Genomic DNA, 16373 nt, shown 5'->3' with positions numbered 1-16373 from the left:
TCATTATAAAGGGTATTCAATTAATTGAAAGAGTTTTCGCTCAATTCTGTTATTTTTCAGACTTTAGGCGGATAAAGCGGTAAACTTCAAACGATAAACCGCTTTATGCTCCAGCTGTGAAAACTTAGAGAAAAAAAGAACTGGAGATGCTCCAGTTCTTTTTTCGTGACAATTATATCGCTGTCCAGCCGCCATCAACTTTGATGGTTTCGCCGGTCACAAAATTTGCCAGGTTGGAAGCCAAATACAGCACCGCTCCAGAAATGTCTTCCGGCTGGGACAACCCATCGAGCAAAATTCTGCTGTCGACATCCTGTTTAAATTTCTTATCTTCAAACATCCTGGCAGTCAGCTCGGTTTCAATGAAGGTCGGCGCCACTGCATTAACGCGTATCCCCTGCTTTGCCCATTCCACTGCCAGTGCCTTGGTCATTTGCACCAGGCCGCCTTTGCTTGAGCAATATGCTGCACGCTTTACATAGCCGACAAACGCCATCTGAGAAGCGATGTTGATAATGCGGCCGCTGTTTTGTTGAAGCATATACTTGGCTGCCGCCTGACTCGCAAAAAATGCCGATTTCAGATTCAGATCGAGCACTGTGTCCCAATCCTCTTCCGTCACTTCCATTGCGGGTTTGGCAATATTGACACCAGCATTGTTTACCAGCACATCAATCGTGCCAAACTCGGAAGCCGCTTTGTCAATCAGCTTCCGGACTTCTGCGATATCGCTCAAATCTCCTGAAACCGCGATACATTTTGGATTGTGCATCTGCAACTCCAAAAGCGCGGCATCAAGTGCTGTTTTATTTCTTCCTGAGATCACCACATTGGCATTCAGTTTTGCAAAAGTCAGTGCGATGTCTTTGCCGATGCCTTTGCTCCCGCCTGTAACCACAACGGTTTTGTTCGCCAGTTCAGAAAAGTAGCCGCTCATTCTCTTTCACCCGCCTTTAAATCATTTTTCAGGAAGTGGATCAAGGTCTGTTCCCGCTCTTCATTCAACTTTGCTGAAATCTCAGGCTCCCACAAATAAAACCCTTCACCCGTTTTATCCCCCAGCTTGTTTTCAGATGCAAGTTTGGATAGTGTTCTACCGGAGCGTTGATCTGTCGCCAAATCCTCAAATAAATAGTTTGAGATGGCCGAAAAGACATCGAGTCCTCCCATATCCGCAGTCATGAGCGGCCCTGTCACCGGCAATCTGCGGCCGATGCTGTAAGTCACTGCAGCATCAATATCTTCCTTAGACGCTGCTCCCGCATCCAGCAGCGCTTGAGCTTCCCGGAATAGCGCATACTGCAGGCGATTTCCGATAAAACCCGGTATTTCCTTATTGAGCAAAATTGGCTTCTTGTTCATCGCATTTAAAACTGCCATTGCCCGCTCAACTGTTTCATCATCTGTCTGCTCGCCTTTGACCACTTCCACTAAGGGAATAAGATGACCCGGATTCCAGAAATGTGTTACCACAAAACGGTTGGGAAGTTTCATATCCGCAGCCAACAAACTTGGCTTAAACCCGGAAGTATTACTGGCAATAACGACGTCATCAGCCACCAGCTTTTCTAATTTAGTGTATAAATCTTTTTTCAACTCGAGAACTTCCGGCACCACCTCAATAATGAAAGTCGAATTCGAAATTGCTTCTTCGAGGGAAGTCGTCAACCGGATGCGTTTCTTGATTTCTATAGCTTGTTCGGCAGTAAACAACTCATTGTCTGCCATAACTTTAAGTTTGTTGTTCAAGCCTCTGTCCGCGTTTTCAAGATCTTGCTCATTGATGCCATAGACAGTTACCGGTTGTTCGGACCACGCTGCGGACAACGCAATGGAATGTCCCATCGTTCCTGCTCCAAGAATTGAAATTTTCTCCATCATCTGCACCTCTCCATCTTTTGACTGCATAACGCAAATTGCCCAACAAACACTGTAGCTTAAAGTTTGTTGGGCAATTTCATCTTATAATCCAAGTGAGAATAATACAACTGCCAATGCAGCACCAATCAGTGGAACGACAACGGTCAATGCACCAAATGCCGGATAGGCATCTTTATGTGTTTCACCTGCAATCGAACGAATCGTCGTTACCACATATCCGCCCTGCGGCAATGAATCAAGCGAACCGGAAGAAATCGCAACCGTTCTATGCAAAGCTTCCGGATCGACGCCCATGTCCAAATAATGCGGTGCAAGCAGCGGCAAAGCGATGGCCTGTCCACCGGATGAAGACCCGGTCAAGCCGGCAATGACGGCGACCGCCAGTGCCCCGCCAATCAACGGACTGCCCGGAATACCGGTCATAACGTCGACGGCTGCTTCAAAAGAAGGCGTCACTCGGACAACTCCGCCAAAACCGACAACTGCGGCCGTATTGGCGATTGCAATCACGGCTCCTAATGCACCTTCACTGAAAGCATGTCCAATATCGCGGAAATATTTTCGATTGATTACATAAGTTGCAAGAATTCCGCCGCTCAAGGCGATGATTAATGCAGAAGTTCCAAGCGAATCATGGAAAACAAACGAAATGGCCAAGACCACAACCAATGGAATCATGCTAAGCAATGGATTCGGCAATTCCTGGCGTTCGTCCGCAGAAGGATCTGTTTTGCGGGCTGTAAAACGCTCGCCTTTTGCCATAGCTTTGGAGATCATCTTCTTCAGCCACCAGTAGCCGAAGACCATCATGAACAAAGCGACGATAATACTGACTTCCCATCCAGCATAAGGAGTAGTTCCTAAAAATTCGATTGGAATCCAGTTTTGAATCTCCGGTGAACCGGCCGAAGTCATGGTGAAAGTAGTGGATCCAAAAGCAAGCGCTGCCGGTATGAAACGGCGCGGCAAGTCGGCTTGTCTGAATAGGCTGAGAGCCATTGGATAAACCGAGAAGGCTACAACAAATAGGCTGACGCCGCCGTAAGTCAAGACCGCACAGGCCATGACAACAGCCAGAGCAGCCCGCTTCATGCCGATTTTGCCGACGATCCATTTCGATACACTGTCAGCTGCTCCACTGTCTTCCATCACTTTACCAAAAATCGCACCGGCCAGGAACATCAAATACCAAGAGGCGATAAACCCTGTAAAACCGGTCATGTAATTTGTTAAAAAGTTGGCTGCGCCTTCCTCAGCAAGCTGAGGAAACATAGGCAGCCCATTCATTAATGCCACAAACAAAGCCGTCAATGGTGCTGCAATGAGCAAGTTCATCCCGCGCATCGTTAAATAAATCAATAAAAGCAATCCACCAAACATCCCAATCATGCCCAGCATTTAAAATCCCCCCATACCCCTTAAGTTAAATTATTTATTGCCGTATCTTCTAACTCTGAGGAGCGCTTGTTCTGCGTGTCCTGCGAAATTTTCAAGCTGGCACAAACGTGCCGCGTATTCACCGATATAGGCGCTCGCTTCCGGTGTCACTTTCTGATAGGTGACTGTCTTAATGAATTTTCCGACCCACAATCCGCCGGTATAACGTGCTGCGCCTTTTGTCGGCAAGGTATGGTTGGTTCCAATTACTTTGTCTCCGTAAGCCACATTTGTTTCCGGACCAAGGAACAGGCATCCGTAGTTTGTCATGTGCTCAAGGAAATAATTTGGATCTTCTGTCAGGATTTCAACATGTTCGAATGCTAAACGATCGGCCTCAATGCGCGCTTCCTCAATGGAGTCGACCAGTAAAATCTGTCCGTAGTCTTCCCATGAAACCCGTGCAACATCTGCAGTAGCCAATGTCTCTAATTGGCGTTCGATTTCTTTCACTGTTTCATTTGCCAGCTCTTCCGAAGTAGTGATCAGAGCTCCAGGTGAAGTCGGTCCGTGTTCGCCTTGCCCCAACAAGTCTGTCGCAACCATTTCAGCATCCGCTGTGTGATCCGCAACCACTAAAGTTTCAGTCGGTCCAGCGAATAAATCAATTCCGACGCGTCCATATAACTGGCGCTTCGCTTCTGCTACAAAGGCATTACCCGGCCCGACAATCATATCGACCGACTCGATTGTTTCTGTGCCGATCGCCATTGCAGCCATCGCCTGGATTCCGCCGAGAAGATAAATTTCATCAGCACCTGCCAGCGACATTGCTGCAATTGTCGCATTCGGAATTTCTCCGTTGATCGGCGGCGTGGAAGCGATTACACGTTTGACCCCAGCAACTTTGGCAGTCAATACACTCATGTGTGCAGAAGCAACCATTGGGTAGCGCCCTCCTGGAATATAGCATCCTACACTATTAACTGGAATATTTTTATGGCCCAGGATGACACCCGGAATATTTTCAACTTCGATATCATTCATAGATGCCAGTTGCGCTTCTGCAAACTCACGGATGTTCTTTTGAGCGAATTTAATGTCTTCAATGACACTGTCCGGAACTTTGGAAACGATTTCATTTATCTGCTCTTGAGTTAAGCGGAAAGATTCTGGTGCCCATTTATCAAATTTCTCGGAAAGTTCACGGACTGCTTTGTCTCCATCTGCTTCAACAGCTTTCAAAGCTTCTGATACAATTAGCGATACTTTCGAATCGTTAGCGCTTACTTCTTCCTGCGATTTTCCTGCTTTCAAAACTTTCATCATGCTAATTCCTCCAATTTCATATTTTGAATACGTATGCAAAAGTGAAACTATTTAGAGAATAGGTGAATTCATAGAGAATGTCAACACCTATTATGTCGTTTTCCGCTTAATAAATGTTCCTTCCACTTCGACAGACTGCGCCGATCCTGTGTATCCAGCCATTTCTGACAATAAATATTTTACCGTCTCTTCCACCATTTTTTCGATGGGCTGTTCCCAGGTCGTCAGTTCATAGCCCGGCCAGGACGCCATTTCAATATTGTCAAAGCCAATGACTTTGACCTGCTCCGGTACGGCTACGCCTTTTTTTTGCAGCGCATCCAAAACGCCTAACGCCATGATATCGTTCGCCACAAAAAAAGCTGACGGCAATTCTCCTGCTTCGATGATGTCTAGTGCAGTGGCATAGCCGCCTCCGTATGTATAGTCCGAAGCATGCTTGTGGTATTCCAAGTTATGCTGTGCCAATACTTCGCTAAAGCCTTTTTCCCGCTCCAGACTGGTTGACGTATTTTCATTTCCCGATATATAAGCCATATCGGTTAATCCCTGCTTAAGTAAATATTCCGCTATTGCACGTCCGGCATTCAAGTTATTGCAGCAAACTGAATAGAAATCCGAGCTGCTCAGTTTCCGGTTAAAAAACACCAAGGGAATATGATTTGCACGGAAGCTCTCGGCTACATTCAACGACATGGTTGCATCCGTAATAACCACCCCGGCAACATTGTAATTCAGTAAAGTTTCAACATCTTCCGTTTCGATTTCATCGTTATTTGTATGGACGAACAACACACTATAGCCGTATTTTTTAAAAGCAGCAGTAAACTGTGTCAATACTTGAGGGTAGAAAGGATTTTGCACGCCTTTCATCACCAGGCCGATGATTTTTGTCCGGTTGGTGATCAGGCTTCTGGCAAATTCATTTGGCCGATAGCCAAGCTCTTCTGCAGCAGCCAGTACTTTTCGGCGTGTTTTTTCCGACACTTTAGCGCCTTTAAAATAGACTCTGGAAACAGAAGACTGCGAAACGCCTGCAAGCTTTGCCACATCTTTTGCATTGATGGTAGACTTCATTCTTTTCAACCCTTTTCAACTAATCTCGAACTCTAGCTTACACCATATTTATTCTCTTCGCATCCGTTGTTTGGCTGCATAACAAAAAGCCTGCCGTTCATACGGCAGACTGACATTGCGAACCGCTTTATGATAAGTGAAATGAATCATCATACAATGGTTTCATATGCAGAACATATTCTTTTTTCACTTCTTCAATATCGTAAATTTTGCCCGGATGTTCAGGGCTACTCATTTGTTCTACTTGTTCATGCACCAAATCAGCAAAATACTTTCCACAGGCTACATCTTTCGGGTATTTCGCTTTTACCTTAGCGACAAGCTCATCGTTTAAGGTTTGGTTAAACGCGTGATACATGGCGGCATTGACAATCGTCAATGCATTTTTGGAAGCGTAGGACACCATATAATAATTTCCGTAACGGTCCTTCAGCAAATCTCTCTTTGCTCTAATTTCCATAACTTCGCCCTCCTTCAGTTCTATACTGTTCCATACCCTTCCGCATCTCCAAAAAAACAGTCCGAAAAAATATACCGGACTGCATTCACGTCAGCAGTCTTTATTCGGCAGATAAGACAAGGAAACTTTTAAATTGGCGTTGCGTTCCCGAATCTGATCCAGCAGGTCACGATCTTTCGTATTGGGTTTGCAGCGAATGGAAAACGTATACAAAATCATCGTCCCCAAATTGGTCGTCTCTACTTGGCGCAATTGATGATCGACCGTTTTGTCCTTAAGAATATCGTCGATCAGGTTTTCATGATTTAAATTTTCCGGGACCGTTACTTTTAAAATCTGTGTATCCCGCCCTTCTGCATAATTCGTTTTGAAAAGGAAATAGAAAACCCCACATGCGAATAAGGTCAAAAGAATCGCCAGCTGAAATTGAAACAGCCCGCAGGTCATTCCTACACAAAGACCGAAGAAAATATAGGCGATGTCTTTTGCATTCGTGACAGCACTGCGGAAACGAATCAAGGAAAAAACCGCAAACAGCCCGAAAGCCACACCTGCATTTCCGCTGACCACATTCATGACTACTGAAACGACCACGCTCATCATGATGATGGTATGGACAAAATCCTGTGAATAATTTTCTCCGTTAAAGGTATACTGATAAACTGTGGTGATGATTAGGCTTAGAACCAAGGCTATGGCCATTGCTGCCAGGCTCATCCAAATGGTGGACTCCCCTGTTTCCGTATTGTAGTTAAACAGTTCATTAATGAATGTCATGTCAGTTTCCTCCTATTGTGGTATTTTCAAATTCTGTTTCCAACGGAAAAAGTTCACCATCGAGTAATTCTGTACTCGTACAGAATTTTGACGCGCTGCGCTGCTCACAGTCGAGGCTCTGCAGGATCCGAACAAGCCACAAAGGTACGCTGTGATCCACCTTCACTTCCAGCACCACCAGATTCAAATCGATAAAAGGGTCGCCATAAGTGCCGTGCTCGAGATGCAAATCCTGGTTGCGGCAACGCAAGTTAAAATCGAAAGTGATGCGGAGATCTTCATCATCCACTCCATGCAATGCATGACGGTCGTAGCTGACAATCATTTCGGGTTGAAGGCCGTAATAATTTATAAAGTAATCAATTTCCTTCAATACTTGCCGGTTCGATACATGAAAATGGTCCAATCCACCCTTGCTACCTTCTTTCAAATAGCGATACGCCTCAGCAAGGGGAATCACTGCACGACGTTTATTGACAACGTCTTTATGCTTTTGTTTTACTTCAAAAAACGCGGTCCCAGCCAAATCAGTGTCTCCGTATACACGAAGCCGCAGCTTTTGCCGATACTGCAATTTGTTCTTAGTTTCAAAATAGATTTGCTTTGCCTCATTTTCAAAATAAAGGCTGGTGACCGTATATTTTCCGTTATCCCCATTTTTGTCGCTCCTCATGCGATTGCCCATTTCTTCAATCAATCGGTTGTACTGTTCCTTGCTGATCAAATACTTTTGCTCTTTTCTGCAAAATATTTCAATAGCCAAAACCTCCGCCTCCTTTTTGATTATTTACTAACTTTATAAATTTAGTTTAGTCTCCGTTTCTGTGAACATCGTGAGACAAGTATTAATTTTTCCTGAGTTGCCTATAAATATGCACAGAAAAACCCATCTGCATGACGCAGATGGGTTGAGTGATTTCTTGATAAGCATCGCCTTTTTTTGGATACAGAAAGTTACAAACGCCACAACTGGATTTTTTCCGGCTTTTTCTTCGCATCAAGGGCGCCTTTAATATCAAAAACAATTCCTTGCTGTCCGATCAATAAGCCTTCAAATTGCTTCCATCCGCCTTCTTTATATTGCTTATGGGGGACAGCCAGAATGACCGCATGCGCCGGCTCCAATTGCTGATGAGAGAGTAGCTTTGATCCAAAATGGCTTTCAGCATCTTTCGCACATGCATAGGAATCGGCGAGCTGGACATCCATGCCGGATTTTCTCAATTCCTGTACGATGCCAATTACTTTGGAATTTCGCAGATCAGGAATGTCCTCTTGATAAGAAAGCCCCAAAACAATGACACGGCCATCAGCCGGACTGATATTGTCCTGGCTCATCTTTTTTATCAGTGACTGTGCAATGAAGCTGCTCATCCCTTCGTTAATGCTGCGTCCTGATAAAATCACTTGGGAACTATGGCCGATCGATTCTGCTTTGTTTGCCAAATAAACAGATGCCAGATCAATTCCTTGCCCTCCCACCAAGCCCGGTGCAACCTTTAGAAAATCGCGCTTGCTGCCCGCTGTTTCCAAAACTTGCTGTGTATCGATTTTTAAACGTTCACAGATCAATGCCAATTCGTTTATCAGTGCCACATTGACATCGCGTTGGATATTTTCTATCAATTTTGCGGTTTCGGCGACACGGATGGATGGAGCTTTATGTATTCCCCCACCTACAATGCTTCCATATACCATAGCTAAAAACTCTGTGACTTCTTCATTCTGGCCGGCAACTACTTTTTTTACTTTTGTAAAATTGTTTTTCCTATCTCCGGGCACCATTCTTGCCGGGGAGTAGCCGACAAAAAACTCTTTGCCGCTCTCATAGCCTGAGTACTTTTCCAGCAGCGGAATACAAACCTCTTCTGTCATCCCCGGTGCCACAATTGACTCGTAGACTACTACCGCACCTTTTTTCATATGTTCCCCTACACATTTACTGGCTTTTTTCAAAGCAGATAAATCAGGCACACTATCCTGGTCAATAGCTGATGGTACGGCAATAATTATAAACCCTGCTTCTTTTAAATCCATTGGATCAGCCGTAAAAATGATGCTTGATTTTGCAAGTTCATCACGGCTTACTTCGTTGGTCTTATCAAGCCCTAATGTTAAAGCCTGAATCCTTTCTGTATTTACATCGTAGCCGGTGACAGGATATTTTTGGTTAAAGGCGACTGCTATCGGCAATCCGACATACCCCATTCCAACTACTGCTATTTTCAAGTTTTGCAACATGTTGACGTATGCCCCTTTCCCCGCTTTTTCCAATAGCCTAGCCGCTTACACTTGTCAGATCAATTCCCTTTTTTAAAAATCAAAGCAAGTTCTCTTTTTCCATAAGGGTATTGATCAGGATAGCTTGGCCGTAACTATCCAATGCCAGCTTCCACGAAATTACATCGTCCACTTTATTATTTACATGCAGATCGATGGCAAATGCTTTGAGGCGATCGAAATGTGGAATTCTGCTCCCAGCAAAAACAAACCGTGTTTGTGGATGCTTGTCGATTTTCTCAAGTGTCTTTAAATCATAGGCATATGACTTTAGATTCCCCTGATGATCCACTCCACATGAAATTCCGCCAATTTCATCTGCATATCCCGACATGCTTTCGATAGTCCCTATTTCTAAGCTTCCCGAAAGCAAGGATACTGTATTATTTTCGCAATAAGTCACCAAATGAATGGTATTTAGGGCATATGGATAAATTTTGTTCAGGAAAGGATGCTGAACAATTATATCATCGTTTTGAAATGAAAATTTTGTACGAAGTTCATGTGTATCCTCTTCAAACCGGAATTCATTAGAATGCTTTTGCGCCCCCATTTTCTTCCACCCCTTCATTTATTTATTGCTTTATAAATGAAATAACCAATTTTCGTGCCTCGTCTTCTTTAGCCGTTTTCAATTGTTTCAACAGGCGCGCCAATTCTATTTGGCTGAGCTCTGTCTGCTTTTGGTATGCTAGGCGCAATACCCCATCCCTTTGCTGGAACAGTCCGCCTTTGCTGAATCGTGCATCTGCACTTCCCGCCTGAAGTATATTTTGCGCTGCATAAACAATGGGCGCTTTTTGTTCAAAAATGAAATCCGAATTTTTGGCTAATTTCTTTACATGAAGATTTTCAGGCAACCTAACAATTGTATACCGGGTCAAGCTCGTCGCCGCAATGCTTTCCGTCGTTATTTCTGCCAGTCTTTTTGCTGCTTCTTTCAGATTGCGCGGCTTTCCTGCCTGCTCCGAAGAAACCATCACAAATGTACCGACCCGATAGCGGTTTGCAGCTTCCGCAATATTATTTGTTCCATAAACGCTGGCGTACAAAGTTTCTTCTGCTTTTTCTTCTGAAACATCCATTTGATGGTGGCCGGCTGTATGATAAATGATTTCTGGATTATATCGGCCAACAGCTTCAAAAACCCTTTTCTTATCTTGAACATTGATAATAACTGGAATAATTTCTGTATGTCTTTCCAACAGCTTTTTTAGCTGGACATCAAGCAAATTGATGGATTTTTCTCCGTCTCCGACCAGCAAAATTTGCGCAGGTTGAAATTGAATCAGCTGGCGGCTGATTTCTGAACCGATCAATCCCCCAGCTCCTGTTACCATAACAGTCTTGCTTGTTAGATGAGGCGCTGCCGGCAAAGCTGCATGCTCAAGTTTTTCTTCGATATGTTCAAAACCATCCAACACGAATGTACGAAAATGGCGGAAGAGCAAAAGAAAAGGCACCAAAGATTGATGAAGAATTTTGAGTATTTGCTGCTTATCAACCTTCATGCCCTTTCTCCCTTCCCTGCCGTATCAAGCTAATTACTCATTATAATTGTGGTAATAATAGTTTTCTTTTGTCATCGGATAGTTATTTAAAACGACTCCCAAAATAAAAGCTTTTGCAGTTGCTAGCGAATCGCGCGCTTTTTCAACGCTGACTTTTTCAGACTTGCCGGTATTGACCACCAGCACTGTACCGTCGCATTTATTTGCCAGAATTTTGGAATCGGTGACCGACAAGATCGGCGGGGAATCAAAGAGGACGTAATCATACATTCCGCGCATTTCTTCCATCAATTCATCCAGCGCATCCGATTCCAGCAGTTCAGCTGGGTTCGGAGGAATTTGTCCGCTCATCAGCAAATCCAGATTTTGAATGCCGCTCGCTTTTACAGATTGTTTCAGCTTGCCTTTTCGCAGCAATAAATTGGATAGTCCAATATTATTGCCAAGCTGAAACGTCCGGTACAAAGTCGGCCGCCGCATGTCTGCATCGATCAGCAGGACTTTTTTGCCAGTCTCGGCAAAAACAATCGCCATATTTGCAGCAGTCGTTGACTTTCCTTCTTCTTTTGAAGCGGACGTAAACAAGATGACTTTCGAATCCAGACCGGGAGTAGAGAAGTTGATGTTGGTTCGGATCGTCCGATATTGTTCCGCTGCAATCGATTGCGGGTTAGTACGAGCCACCAATTTTCGCGGCATTAACCTTTTTGTCTTTTTCGTTGTCCGCATTTAAATCCTTCTCCAATCTGTTTGTTAGATTTAACGGTTTTTCCATTTTCATATTGCTGTCCACTGGGCTGACCACCCCTAAAATGTGAAGTCCCACCATTTCTTCGATGTCCTCTTCCGAACGGACTGTTGTATTCAGTTGTTCCAGAATCAACGTGATGCCCATTCCGAAAACCATGCCTGCAATCGCTCCAATCGCCATGTTAAAGACGGGATCAGGCCGAATCGGTTTCGAGCTTCCAGTGCCTTCTGCTGCAGCTAAAATACTGACATTGTCCACTTTCATCATTTGCTGAATTTCTTCCTGGAACACTTTAGCAGTCGTATTGGCGATCAGCGCGGCCTGTTCCGTTGAAGAATCCTCGACTGATAAGCTGACCACTTGTGAACTTTCAATATTGTTGACAGTGATCCGCTCTGTCAGGGACTGAACCGTGTCATCCAGCTCCAATTCCTCAATCACATTGCCCAAAATCGCTGGACTTTTAATGATGACATTATAGGTGCCAATCAATTGAAGATTCGTACTGATGTCCAGACTGTCAAAGTCCTGGCTGCTGACAGAGTTTTGATTGATCAAAATCTGAGTGGTCGCTTTGTAAACCGGCTTCATGATGGTATAGCTCGCAACAGCACTAAAGAATATAAAAGCCAGAGTGACGAGGATGATCAACGCTTTTCTCTTGTGCATCGCTTTCAGGAATTTATTCAGATTGAATGTACTCTCCATAATTAGATCCTCCTAATGTTTATCCTTTATGATGCTTACATTAAAGTGCAAAGGTTAAATAGACGTTAAATAATCTTAAAATTCAAATAAAAGAGAAAATTTTTATGCACAGTATTTGTCCAAGCAAAAAAAGCATCTGGCTAATTTCAGCCGAATGCTTTTCACTCTAAAATGAATTTATAACCAAAGCCCCGCACCGTCTGGATAAATTGTGGATTGGCAGGATCCTTTTCGATTTTTCTCCGCAAATTGCTGATGTGCACCTTAACTGTCCCAACATCTCCCTCGGAATAGTAGCCCCATACTTGATCGTATAATTGTTCTGCTGTCCAAACTCGATTGGGCGTCTGTGCCAGCAGCAACAGCAATTGAAATTCCTTATGATAAAGTTTTACCGGAATTCCTGCAACATACAGCTCACAGGCATCCACATGAATATGAAGATCATCATATTTCAGGATATTGAGCTGGTCCTCCTCGCCGCTCTTCCAGCCATTTCTTCGAAGAATTGCGCGAATGCGTGCCTCGAGTTCATTGAAATCAAACGGCTTGGTGATGTAATCATCCCCACCCGCTTCGAGACCCTGAATTTTATAGACCAGCTCTTTTCGGTAACTGACGAACAGAATCGGCAAAGTTGTCTTCAGACGAATTTTTTCGCACACTTCCAGTCCATTCATACCTGGCATTTCGACATCCAACAAAATAACATCCGGCTTTTCCTTATCCAGCAGTGCCAGTGCTTGAAGGCCGTCTTCCGCCTGAAGAACACCATAGCCTTTTTTCAGCAGGAACAACCGCATCAATTCACGGATTCCTTCGTCATCTTCTACGATTAATACAGTAGCAGCATTCATTTCTCTTCCTCCTATCCCTTAACGGAGAGCCAGCGGCAATACGATGATAAAGACGCTGCCCTTTCCCTCTGTGCTATCGGCCCAAATCTGTCCTTTATGCGCTAAAACAATCTCTTTGGCAATTGCCAATCCAAGTCCGCTGCCTTTATAGCCAGCAGAACTGTCAATCTTGTAAAAGCGTTCAAAAATATGAGGCAATGCTTCTTTCTTGATGCCGCAGCCGTTGTCTGCAATCCGAAGAACTATTTCTCCATCCACTTCTTCGCTAAGCCACGCATCTTTGTTATTATTGGCAATCATTTCAGCAGATAGCGTAATCTTGCCTTCTTCCGAAGAAGTATGCTTAACGGCATTCCATAGGATATTGGAGATAACCTGATCGAGGCGATGCAAATCGACAGCCAGGAATGACTGAGTCATATCATCCGGATCTTTTATTCCTAGGAATTCGAAAACACGTCCGCTCTGCTTGACGTCAGAAGCCATCGAATCCACTAGCCGCATCAGCCATCCTTGCAACTCATTTTCCTCAAAACGCAAGGTCATACTCCCTGACTTGTATTTAGTCAACTCTACAAGATCCTCAGTGAGCCGCTCAAGTAGCAGCAGCTTTTTATGAATCATGTCCAAATACTTTGGATTATTTTCCTCGATCAAACTTTCTTTAACCGCCTGTATATAGCTGTGGATCAATGTAATGGGTGTCCCCAGTTCATGCGAAATTGCAGACAGCATATCATTGCGGGACTTTTCGATTTCCTGAATTTCATCATTTACTGTCAACAGGTTCATATTGGTAATTTCGAGTGCCAGGGTCCGTTCTTTGACATTGCGTTCAAGAAAATAGTTCAGATTGGTGATTTCCTGCGTCAGGCTGCGCATGTTTGCCAAGGTCTCAATCCGCATAAGAAACTCTTCTTTGTCACAGGGCTTCAGCAAAAAGTCATTGGCTCCCGCTGAAAAAGCATCCTTTTTTTCTCGAAGGCTATCCACATTCGACAGCATGAGAATCGGCAATTCCGTCAGCGTAAAGTCCAGCCGGATGCGACGGCATAACTCATCGCCCGACATGTCAGTCAGATAGCCATCCATCACTACCAGCTCTACCGGCTTATGCGACAGCAGTTCCATCGCCGCTTTCCCATCTGCTGCTCCGTACGCTTGATAGCCTGCTGACATCAATTGGCGCAATAAAACCAGGCGGTTGATTTCTTCTGATTCAATCACAAGAACATGCAGACTTTTCTTTATCGGCCGCTGTTTTAATATGGAATCCGCTAACTGGGGTGCCGTCAATTCTTTAATCTCAGACTCAAAGCTACTCAAAAATTGGGCAGTTTCTTCGTCCTTTTGAATTGGCAAAGTAAAACTGAAAATGGAACCGCTGCCTGCCTGTGATTCAACCTTCAAAGAACCGCCTTGGAGTTCAACTAAATTTTTGGTGATCCGCAACCCTATACCCTGATTGTCCGGAGAATTCTCCAATGGCATGTCCCATTCAAACAGCGATGGGATGCGCTTCTCCTGTATGCCGATTCCGGTATCCTTCACCGAAATTTCCAGCAGATTTCCTATAACTTGTGCCGATACAATAATCTCTCCTTCACGCGTATGCTGAATGGAGTTATCGACCAGATTGTATAAAATCTGTTTAACCCGGTCAGGATCAGCGAGCACTTTTGGCAATGAGTCTGGAACTGTATGATAGAGCTTTACTGATTTTGTCTGCAAAAGCGGCCGGCACATCGATAAAACCCCATTGCACAATTCATCAATCGCTACCGCTTCAGCATGAACCTGTAAAGGAGACTGTCTAATTTTTGAAAAGTCGAGAAGCTCGTTGACTAAATGCGCCATATTCTTGCCGCTGGCCACAAGGTCTGTTAATTGTTTCGCCATTAAAGGAGACATTTTTCCAGATGCCGATTCCTGCAGTGATTCTGCGATGCCGATCATTCCGTATAGAGGCGTTCGCAAACCATTTGAAGTAAACGCCAAGAGTTCATCTTTCCGCCTGTTTGCGTTTTTTAAGGCTTCGATTTCCACCAGCTGGCGATTTTTTGCTTGCCGTTCCAATTGCTCGTTCTTTTGGGCATTCAGCTTTTCTTTTGCCAGCAGTGCTTTCGCTGTTAGCAGAAGACTGATTCCACTTGCGAAATAAAGCCCATATTGGACATTCTCTTCATAGGGCAAAACCGCAGCTGCAGTGAGAAATAAAACGAAGATTGCAGCCATTGCTAAGAATAATGAGAATGTGTAAGGCATAGCATAAGCATGGCCTTTTTTGCCGGCATGCAAAGACACGCTCGAAGATAAGGCAATCGATAGCAACATCGCAAAAAACAGAAACAAGTTGGCTACCTGATCTGAGAAGTAAGAAAAAACAATTGAAAACAACATGAAAAAAGCCATAATTTTAATAGCTTTAGAAAACCATCCCAGTAGCATAGCTTCTTTAAATAAACCTTTGGTAATAAATAGAATCGAAAGACTGGCAATCCCTATGGACACTCCTGAAATTTTTCTATTCCCCCATCCAAGTTCCGGCCATATCGCGGACCAGCTTAATCCGGTTCCAACCGAAAAAACAGCCAGTGTTGTTAATGCCAATATAAAAAGATGCAGGAAGTTTTTTTGGCGGTAATCGAAAAACCATTTGATGCAATAGCCTAGAAATAAAAAACTCACTCCTGTCAATAACCCGATGATTGCACTTGTCTGCCGTGACTGCGCTTCGAATGCTTCATGTTCCCAAATTGTCAGAGGGAGATGCATGAACCCCTGAGACTCGACTTTCAAGAAAAATGTAGTTTCCTTCTCTTTCTGCGGAATCAGCTCAAACACAATATTGTGATGGCGAAAAGCACTTCCAGAATCTGCTATGCCTTCCCCCTGTGCAGCAGCGGAAAATTCTCCTGAAGGTTCCGGTGTATAAAGAGTCGCTTTATCAATGGAGGGGTTGGCCAGTTCCAGGAGCCATTGCTGATCATACGATAGGTCCGAGACAGTAAAACGCAGCCAATAGACGTCCGATGTAATCCCGCCGTTTGGAACCTCTTGTTCATTTAAAACAAACTTCCAGTTGTGCGGAGGCTGCAGCAATTCACTTATTCCAAGTATGCCCTTGGTATCTATTAAGATCTCCAAGTGAGCTGCAAGCGGCATTTCCCCGGTATCAGAATTTAAAATGGCAGCATCGGCTTCGGCTGTATTCGCAGATATTTTTTCGATGCTAAGAAAAAAGAAAGAAATCCACAAAGCAAAACAAATTCCAATGACAATAGAAATTCCACTACTATAGGATTCTTTCATTTCCTCACCCCAATTATTCAATTAATCAGTTATTTCAAGTTGAGTCTCTAACT

Annotated in this window: 15 protein-coding genes; all 15 read right to left on the bottom strand. The window is 44.1% G+C overall.

The genetic code is table 11. The features are described from left to right. Window positions 1–172: 172 nt before the first annotated feature. Window positions 173–937, bottom strand: a complete 765-nt coding sequence (locus tag GJB59_RS15695; RefSeq protein ID WP_142826019.1) for an SDR family NAD(P)-dependent oxidoreductase — start codon at window positions 935–937, stop codon at window positions 173–175. After that, complete coding sequence (locus GJB59_RS15690) at window positions 934–1881, bottom strand: 3-hydroxyacyl-CoA dehydrogenase family protein (protein WP_328822974.1); 948 nt, start codon at window positions 1879–1881, stop codon at window positions 934–936. The genes GJB59_RS15695 and GJB59_RS15690 overlap by 4 nt, the downstream gene beginning before the upstream one ends. 81 nt (window positions 1882–1962) lie before the next feature. Next, a complete protein-coding gene (locus tag GJB59_RS15685) occupies window positions 1963–3279 on the bottom strand; it encodes a GntP family permease (protein WP_142826018.1) in 1317 nt (438 codons plus the stop codon). A gap of 30 nt (window positions 3280–3309) precedes the next feature. Beyond that, window positions 3310–4587 (bottom strand): histidinol dehydrogenase, encoded by a 1278-nt coding sequence (gene hisD, locus GJB59_RS15680; RefSeq protein ID WP_142826017.1) that lies wholly within the window; start codon window positions 4585–4587, stop codon window positions 3310–3312. Window positions 4588–4677: 90 nt separating this feature from the next. Next, window positions 4678–5664: a LacI family DNA-binding transcriptional regulator gene (locus GJB59_RS15675; RefSeq protein WP_236015722.1), complete on the bottom strand. Its 987-nt coding sequence runs from the start codon at window positions 5662–5664 to the stop codon at window positions 4678–4680. A 127-nt stretch (window positions 5665–5791) separates the two neighbouring features. Next, complete coding sequence (locus tag GJB59_RS15670) at window positions 5792–6124, bottom strand: hypothetical protein (RefSeq protein WP_142826015.1); 333 nt, start codon at window positions 6122–6124, stop codon at window positions 5792–5794. Between the two features lie 90 nt (window positions 6125–6214). Next, complete coding sequence (locus GJB59_RS15665; RefSeq protein ID WP_142826014.1) at window positions 6215–6901, bottom strand: DUF4956 domain-containing protein; 687 nt, start codon at window positions 6899–6901, stop codon at window positions 6215–6217. A gap of 1 nt (window position 6902) precedes the next feature. Next, window positions 6903–7664, bottom strand: a complete 762-nt coding sequence (locus GJB59_RS15660) for a polyphosphate polymerase domain-containing protein (protein ID WP_142826013.1) — start codon at window positions 7662–7664, stop codon at window positions 6903–6905. A gap of 191 nt (window positions 7665–7855) precedes the next feature. Beyond that, on the bottom strand, window positions 7856–9142 hold the full coding sequence (locus GJB59_RS15655) for a nucleotide sugar dehydrogenase (protein WP_142826012.1): 1287 nt from the start codon (window positions 9140–9142) through the stop codon (window positions 7856–7858). 79 nt (window positions 9143–9221) lie between these two features. Then, window positions 9222–9734, bottom strand: a complete 513-nt coding sequence (locus GJB59_RS15650) for a sugar-transfer associated ATP-grasp domain-containing protein (protein ID WP_142826011.1) — start codon at window positions 9732–9734, stop codon at window positions 9222–9224. A gap of 22 nt (window positions 9735–9756) precedes the next feature. Further along, the gene (locus GJB59_RS15645) at window positions 9757–10692 is read right to left on the bottom strand and encodes a polysaccharide biosynthesis protein (protein WP_142826010.1); all 936 of its coding nucleotides are present in this window, start codon (window positions 10690–10692) and stop codon (window positions 9757–9759) included. 33 nt (window positions 10693–10725) lie between these two features. Then, complete coding sequence (locus GJB59_RS15640) at window positions 10726–11421, bottom strand: CpsD/CapB family tyrosine-protein kinase (RefSeq protein WP_142826009.1); 696 nt, start codon at window positions 11419–11421, stop codon at window positions 10726–10728. After that, window positions 11363–12151 carry a YveK family protein gene (locus GJB59_RS15635; protein WP_142826008.1) on the bottom strand — a complete coding sequence of 263 codons (789 nt, stop codon included), beginning with the start codon at window positions 12149–12151 and terminating at the stop codon, window positions 11363–11365. Before GJB59_RS15635 ends, GJB59_RS15640 begins: the two co-directional genes overlap by 59 nt. Before the next feature lie 161 nt (window positions 12152–12312). Further along, a complete protein-coding gene (locus tag GJB59_RS15630) occupies window positions 12313–13008 on the bottom strand; it encodes a response regulator transcription factor (protein ID WP_142826007.1) in 696 nt (231 codons plus the stop codon). Window positions 13009–13026: 18 nt separating this feature from the next. Then, the gene (locus GJB59_RS15625) at window positions 13027–16320 is read right to left on the bottom strand and encodes an ATP-binding protein (protein WP_142826006.1); all 3294 of its coding nucleotides are present in this window, start codon (window positions 16318–16320) and stop codon (window positions 13027–13029) included. Window positions 16321–16373: the final 53 nt, after the last annotated feature.

The organism is Planococcus soli (genome assembly GCF_016881065.1).
Taxonomy (GTDB): Bacteria; Bacillota; Bacilli; order Bacillales_A; family Planococcaceae; genus Planococcus; species Planococcus soli.
This window is presented reverse-complemented; position numbering and strand designations above follow the sequence as displayed.

Bases quoted from the DNA above. Each gene is read 5' to 3' on its own strand.
- GJB59_RS15695 (WP_142826019.1), bottom strand. From the start codon at position 937: ATGAGCGGCTACTTTTCTGAACTGGCGAACAAAACCGTTGTGGTTACA.
- GJB59_RS15690 (WP_328822974.1), bottom strand. From the start codon at position 1,881: ATGATGGAGAAAATTTCAATTCTTGGAGCAGGAACGATGGGACATTCC.
- GJB59_RS15685 (WP_142826018.1), bottom strand. From the start codon at position 3,279: ATGCTGGGCATGATTGGGATGTTTGGTGGATTGCTTTTATTGATTTAT.
- hisD (WP_142826017.1), bottom strand. From the start codon at position 4,587: ATGATGAAAGTTTTGAAAGCAGGAAAATCGCAGGAAGAAGTAAGCGCT.
- GJB59_RS15675 (WP_236015722.1), bottom strand. From the start codon at position 5,664: ATGAAGTCTACCATCAATGCAAAAGATGTGGCAAAGCTTGCAGGCGTT.
- GJB59_RS15670 (WP_142826015.1), bottom strand. From the start codon at position 6,124: ATGGAAATTAGAGCAAAGAGAGATTTGCTGAAGGACCGTTACGGAAAT.
- GJB59_RS15665 (WP_142826014.1), bottom strand. From the start codon at position 6,901: ATGACATTCATTAATGAACTGTTTAACTACAATACGGAAACAGGGGAG.
- GJB59_RS15655 (WP_142826012.1), bottom strand. From the start codon at position 9,142: ATGTTGCAAAACTTGAAAATAGCAGTAGTTGGAATGGGGTATGTCGGA.
- GJB59_RS15650 (WP_142826011.1), bottom strand. From the start codon at position 9,734: ATGGGGGCGCAAAAGCATTCTAATGAATTCCGGTTTGAAGAGGATACA.
- GJB59_RS15645 (WP_142826010.1), bottom strand. From the start codon at position 10,692: ATGAAGGTTGATAAGCAGCAAATACTCAAAATTCTTCATCAATCTTTG.
- GJB59_RS15640 (WP_142826009.1), bottom strand. From the start codon at position 11,421: ATGCGGACAACGAAAAAGACAAAAAGGTTAATGCCGCGAAAATTGGTG.
- GJB59_RS15635 (WP_142826008.1), bottom strand. From the start codon at position 12,151: ATGGAGAGTACATTCAATCTGAATAAATTCCTGAAAGCGATGCACAAG.
- GJB59_RS15630 (WP_142826007.1), bottom strand. From the start codon at position 13,008: ATGAATGCTGCTACTGTATTAATCGTAGAAGATGACGAAGGAATCCGT.
- GJB59_RS15625 (WP_142826006.1), bottom strand. From the start codon at position 16,320: ATGAAAGAATCCTATAGTAGTGGAATTTCTATTGTCATTGGAATTTGT.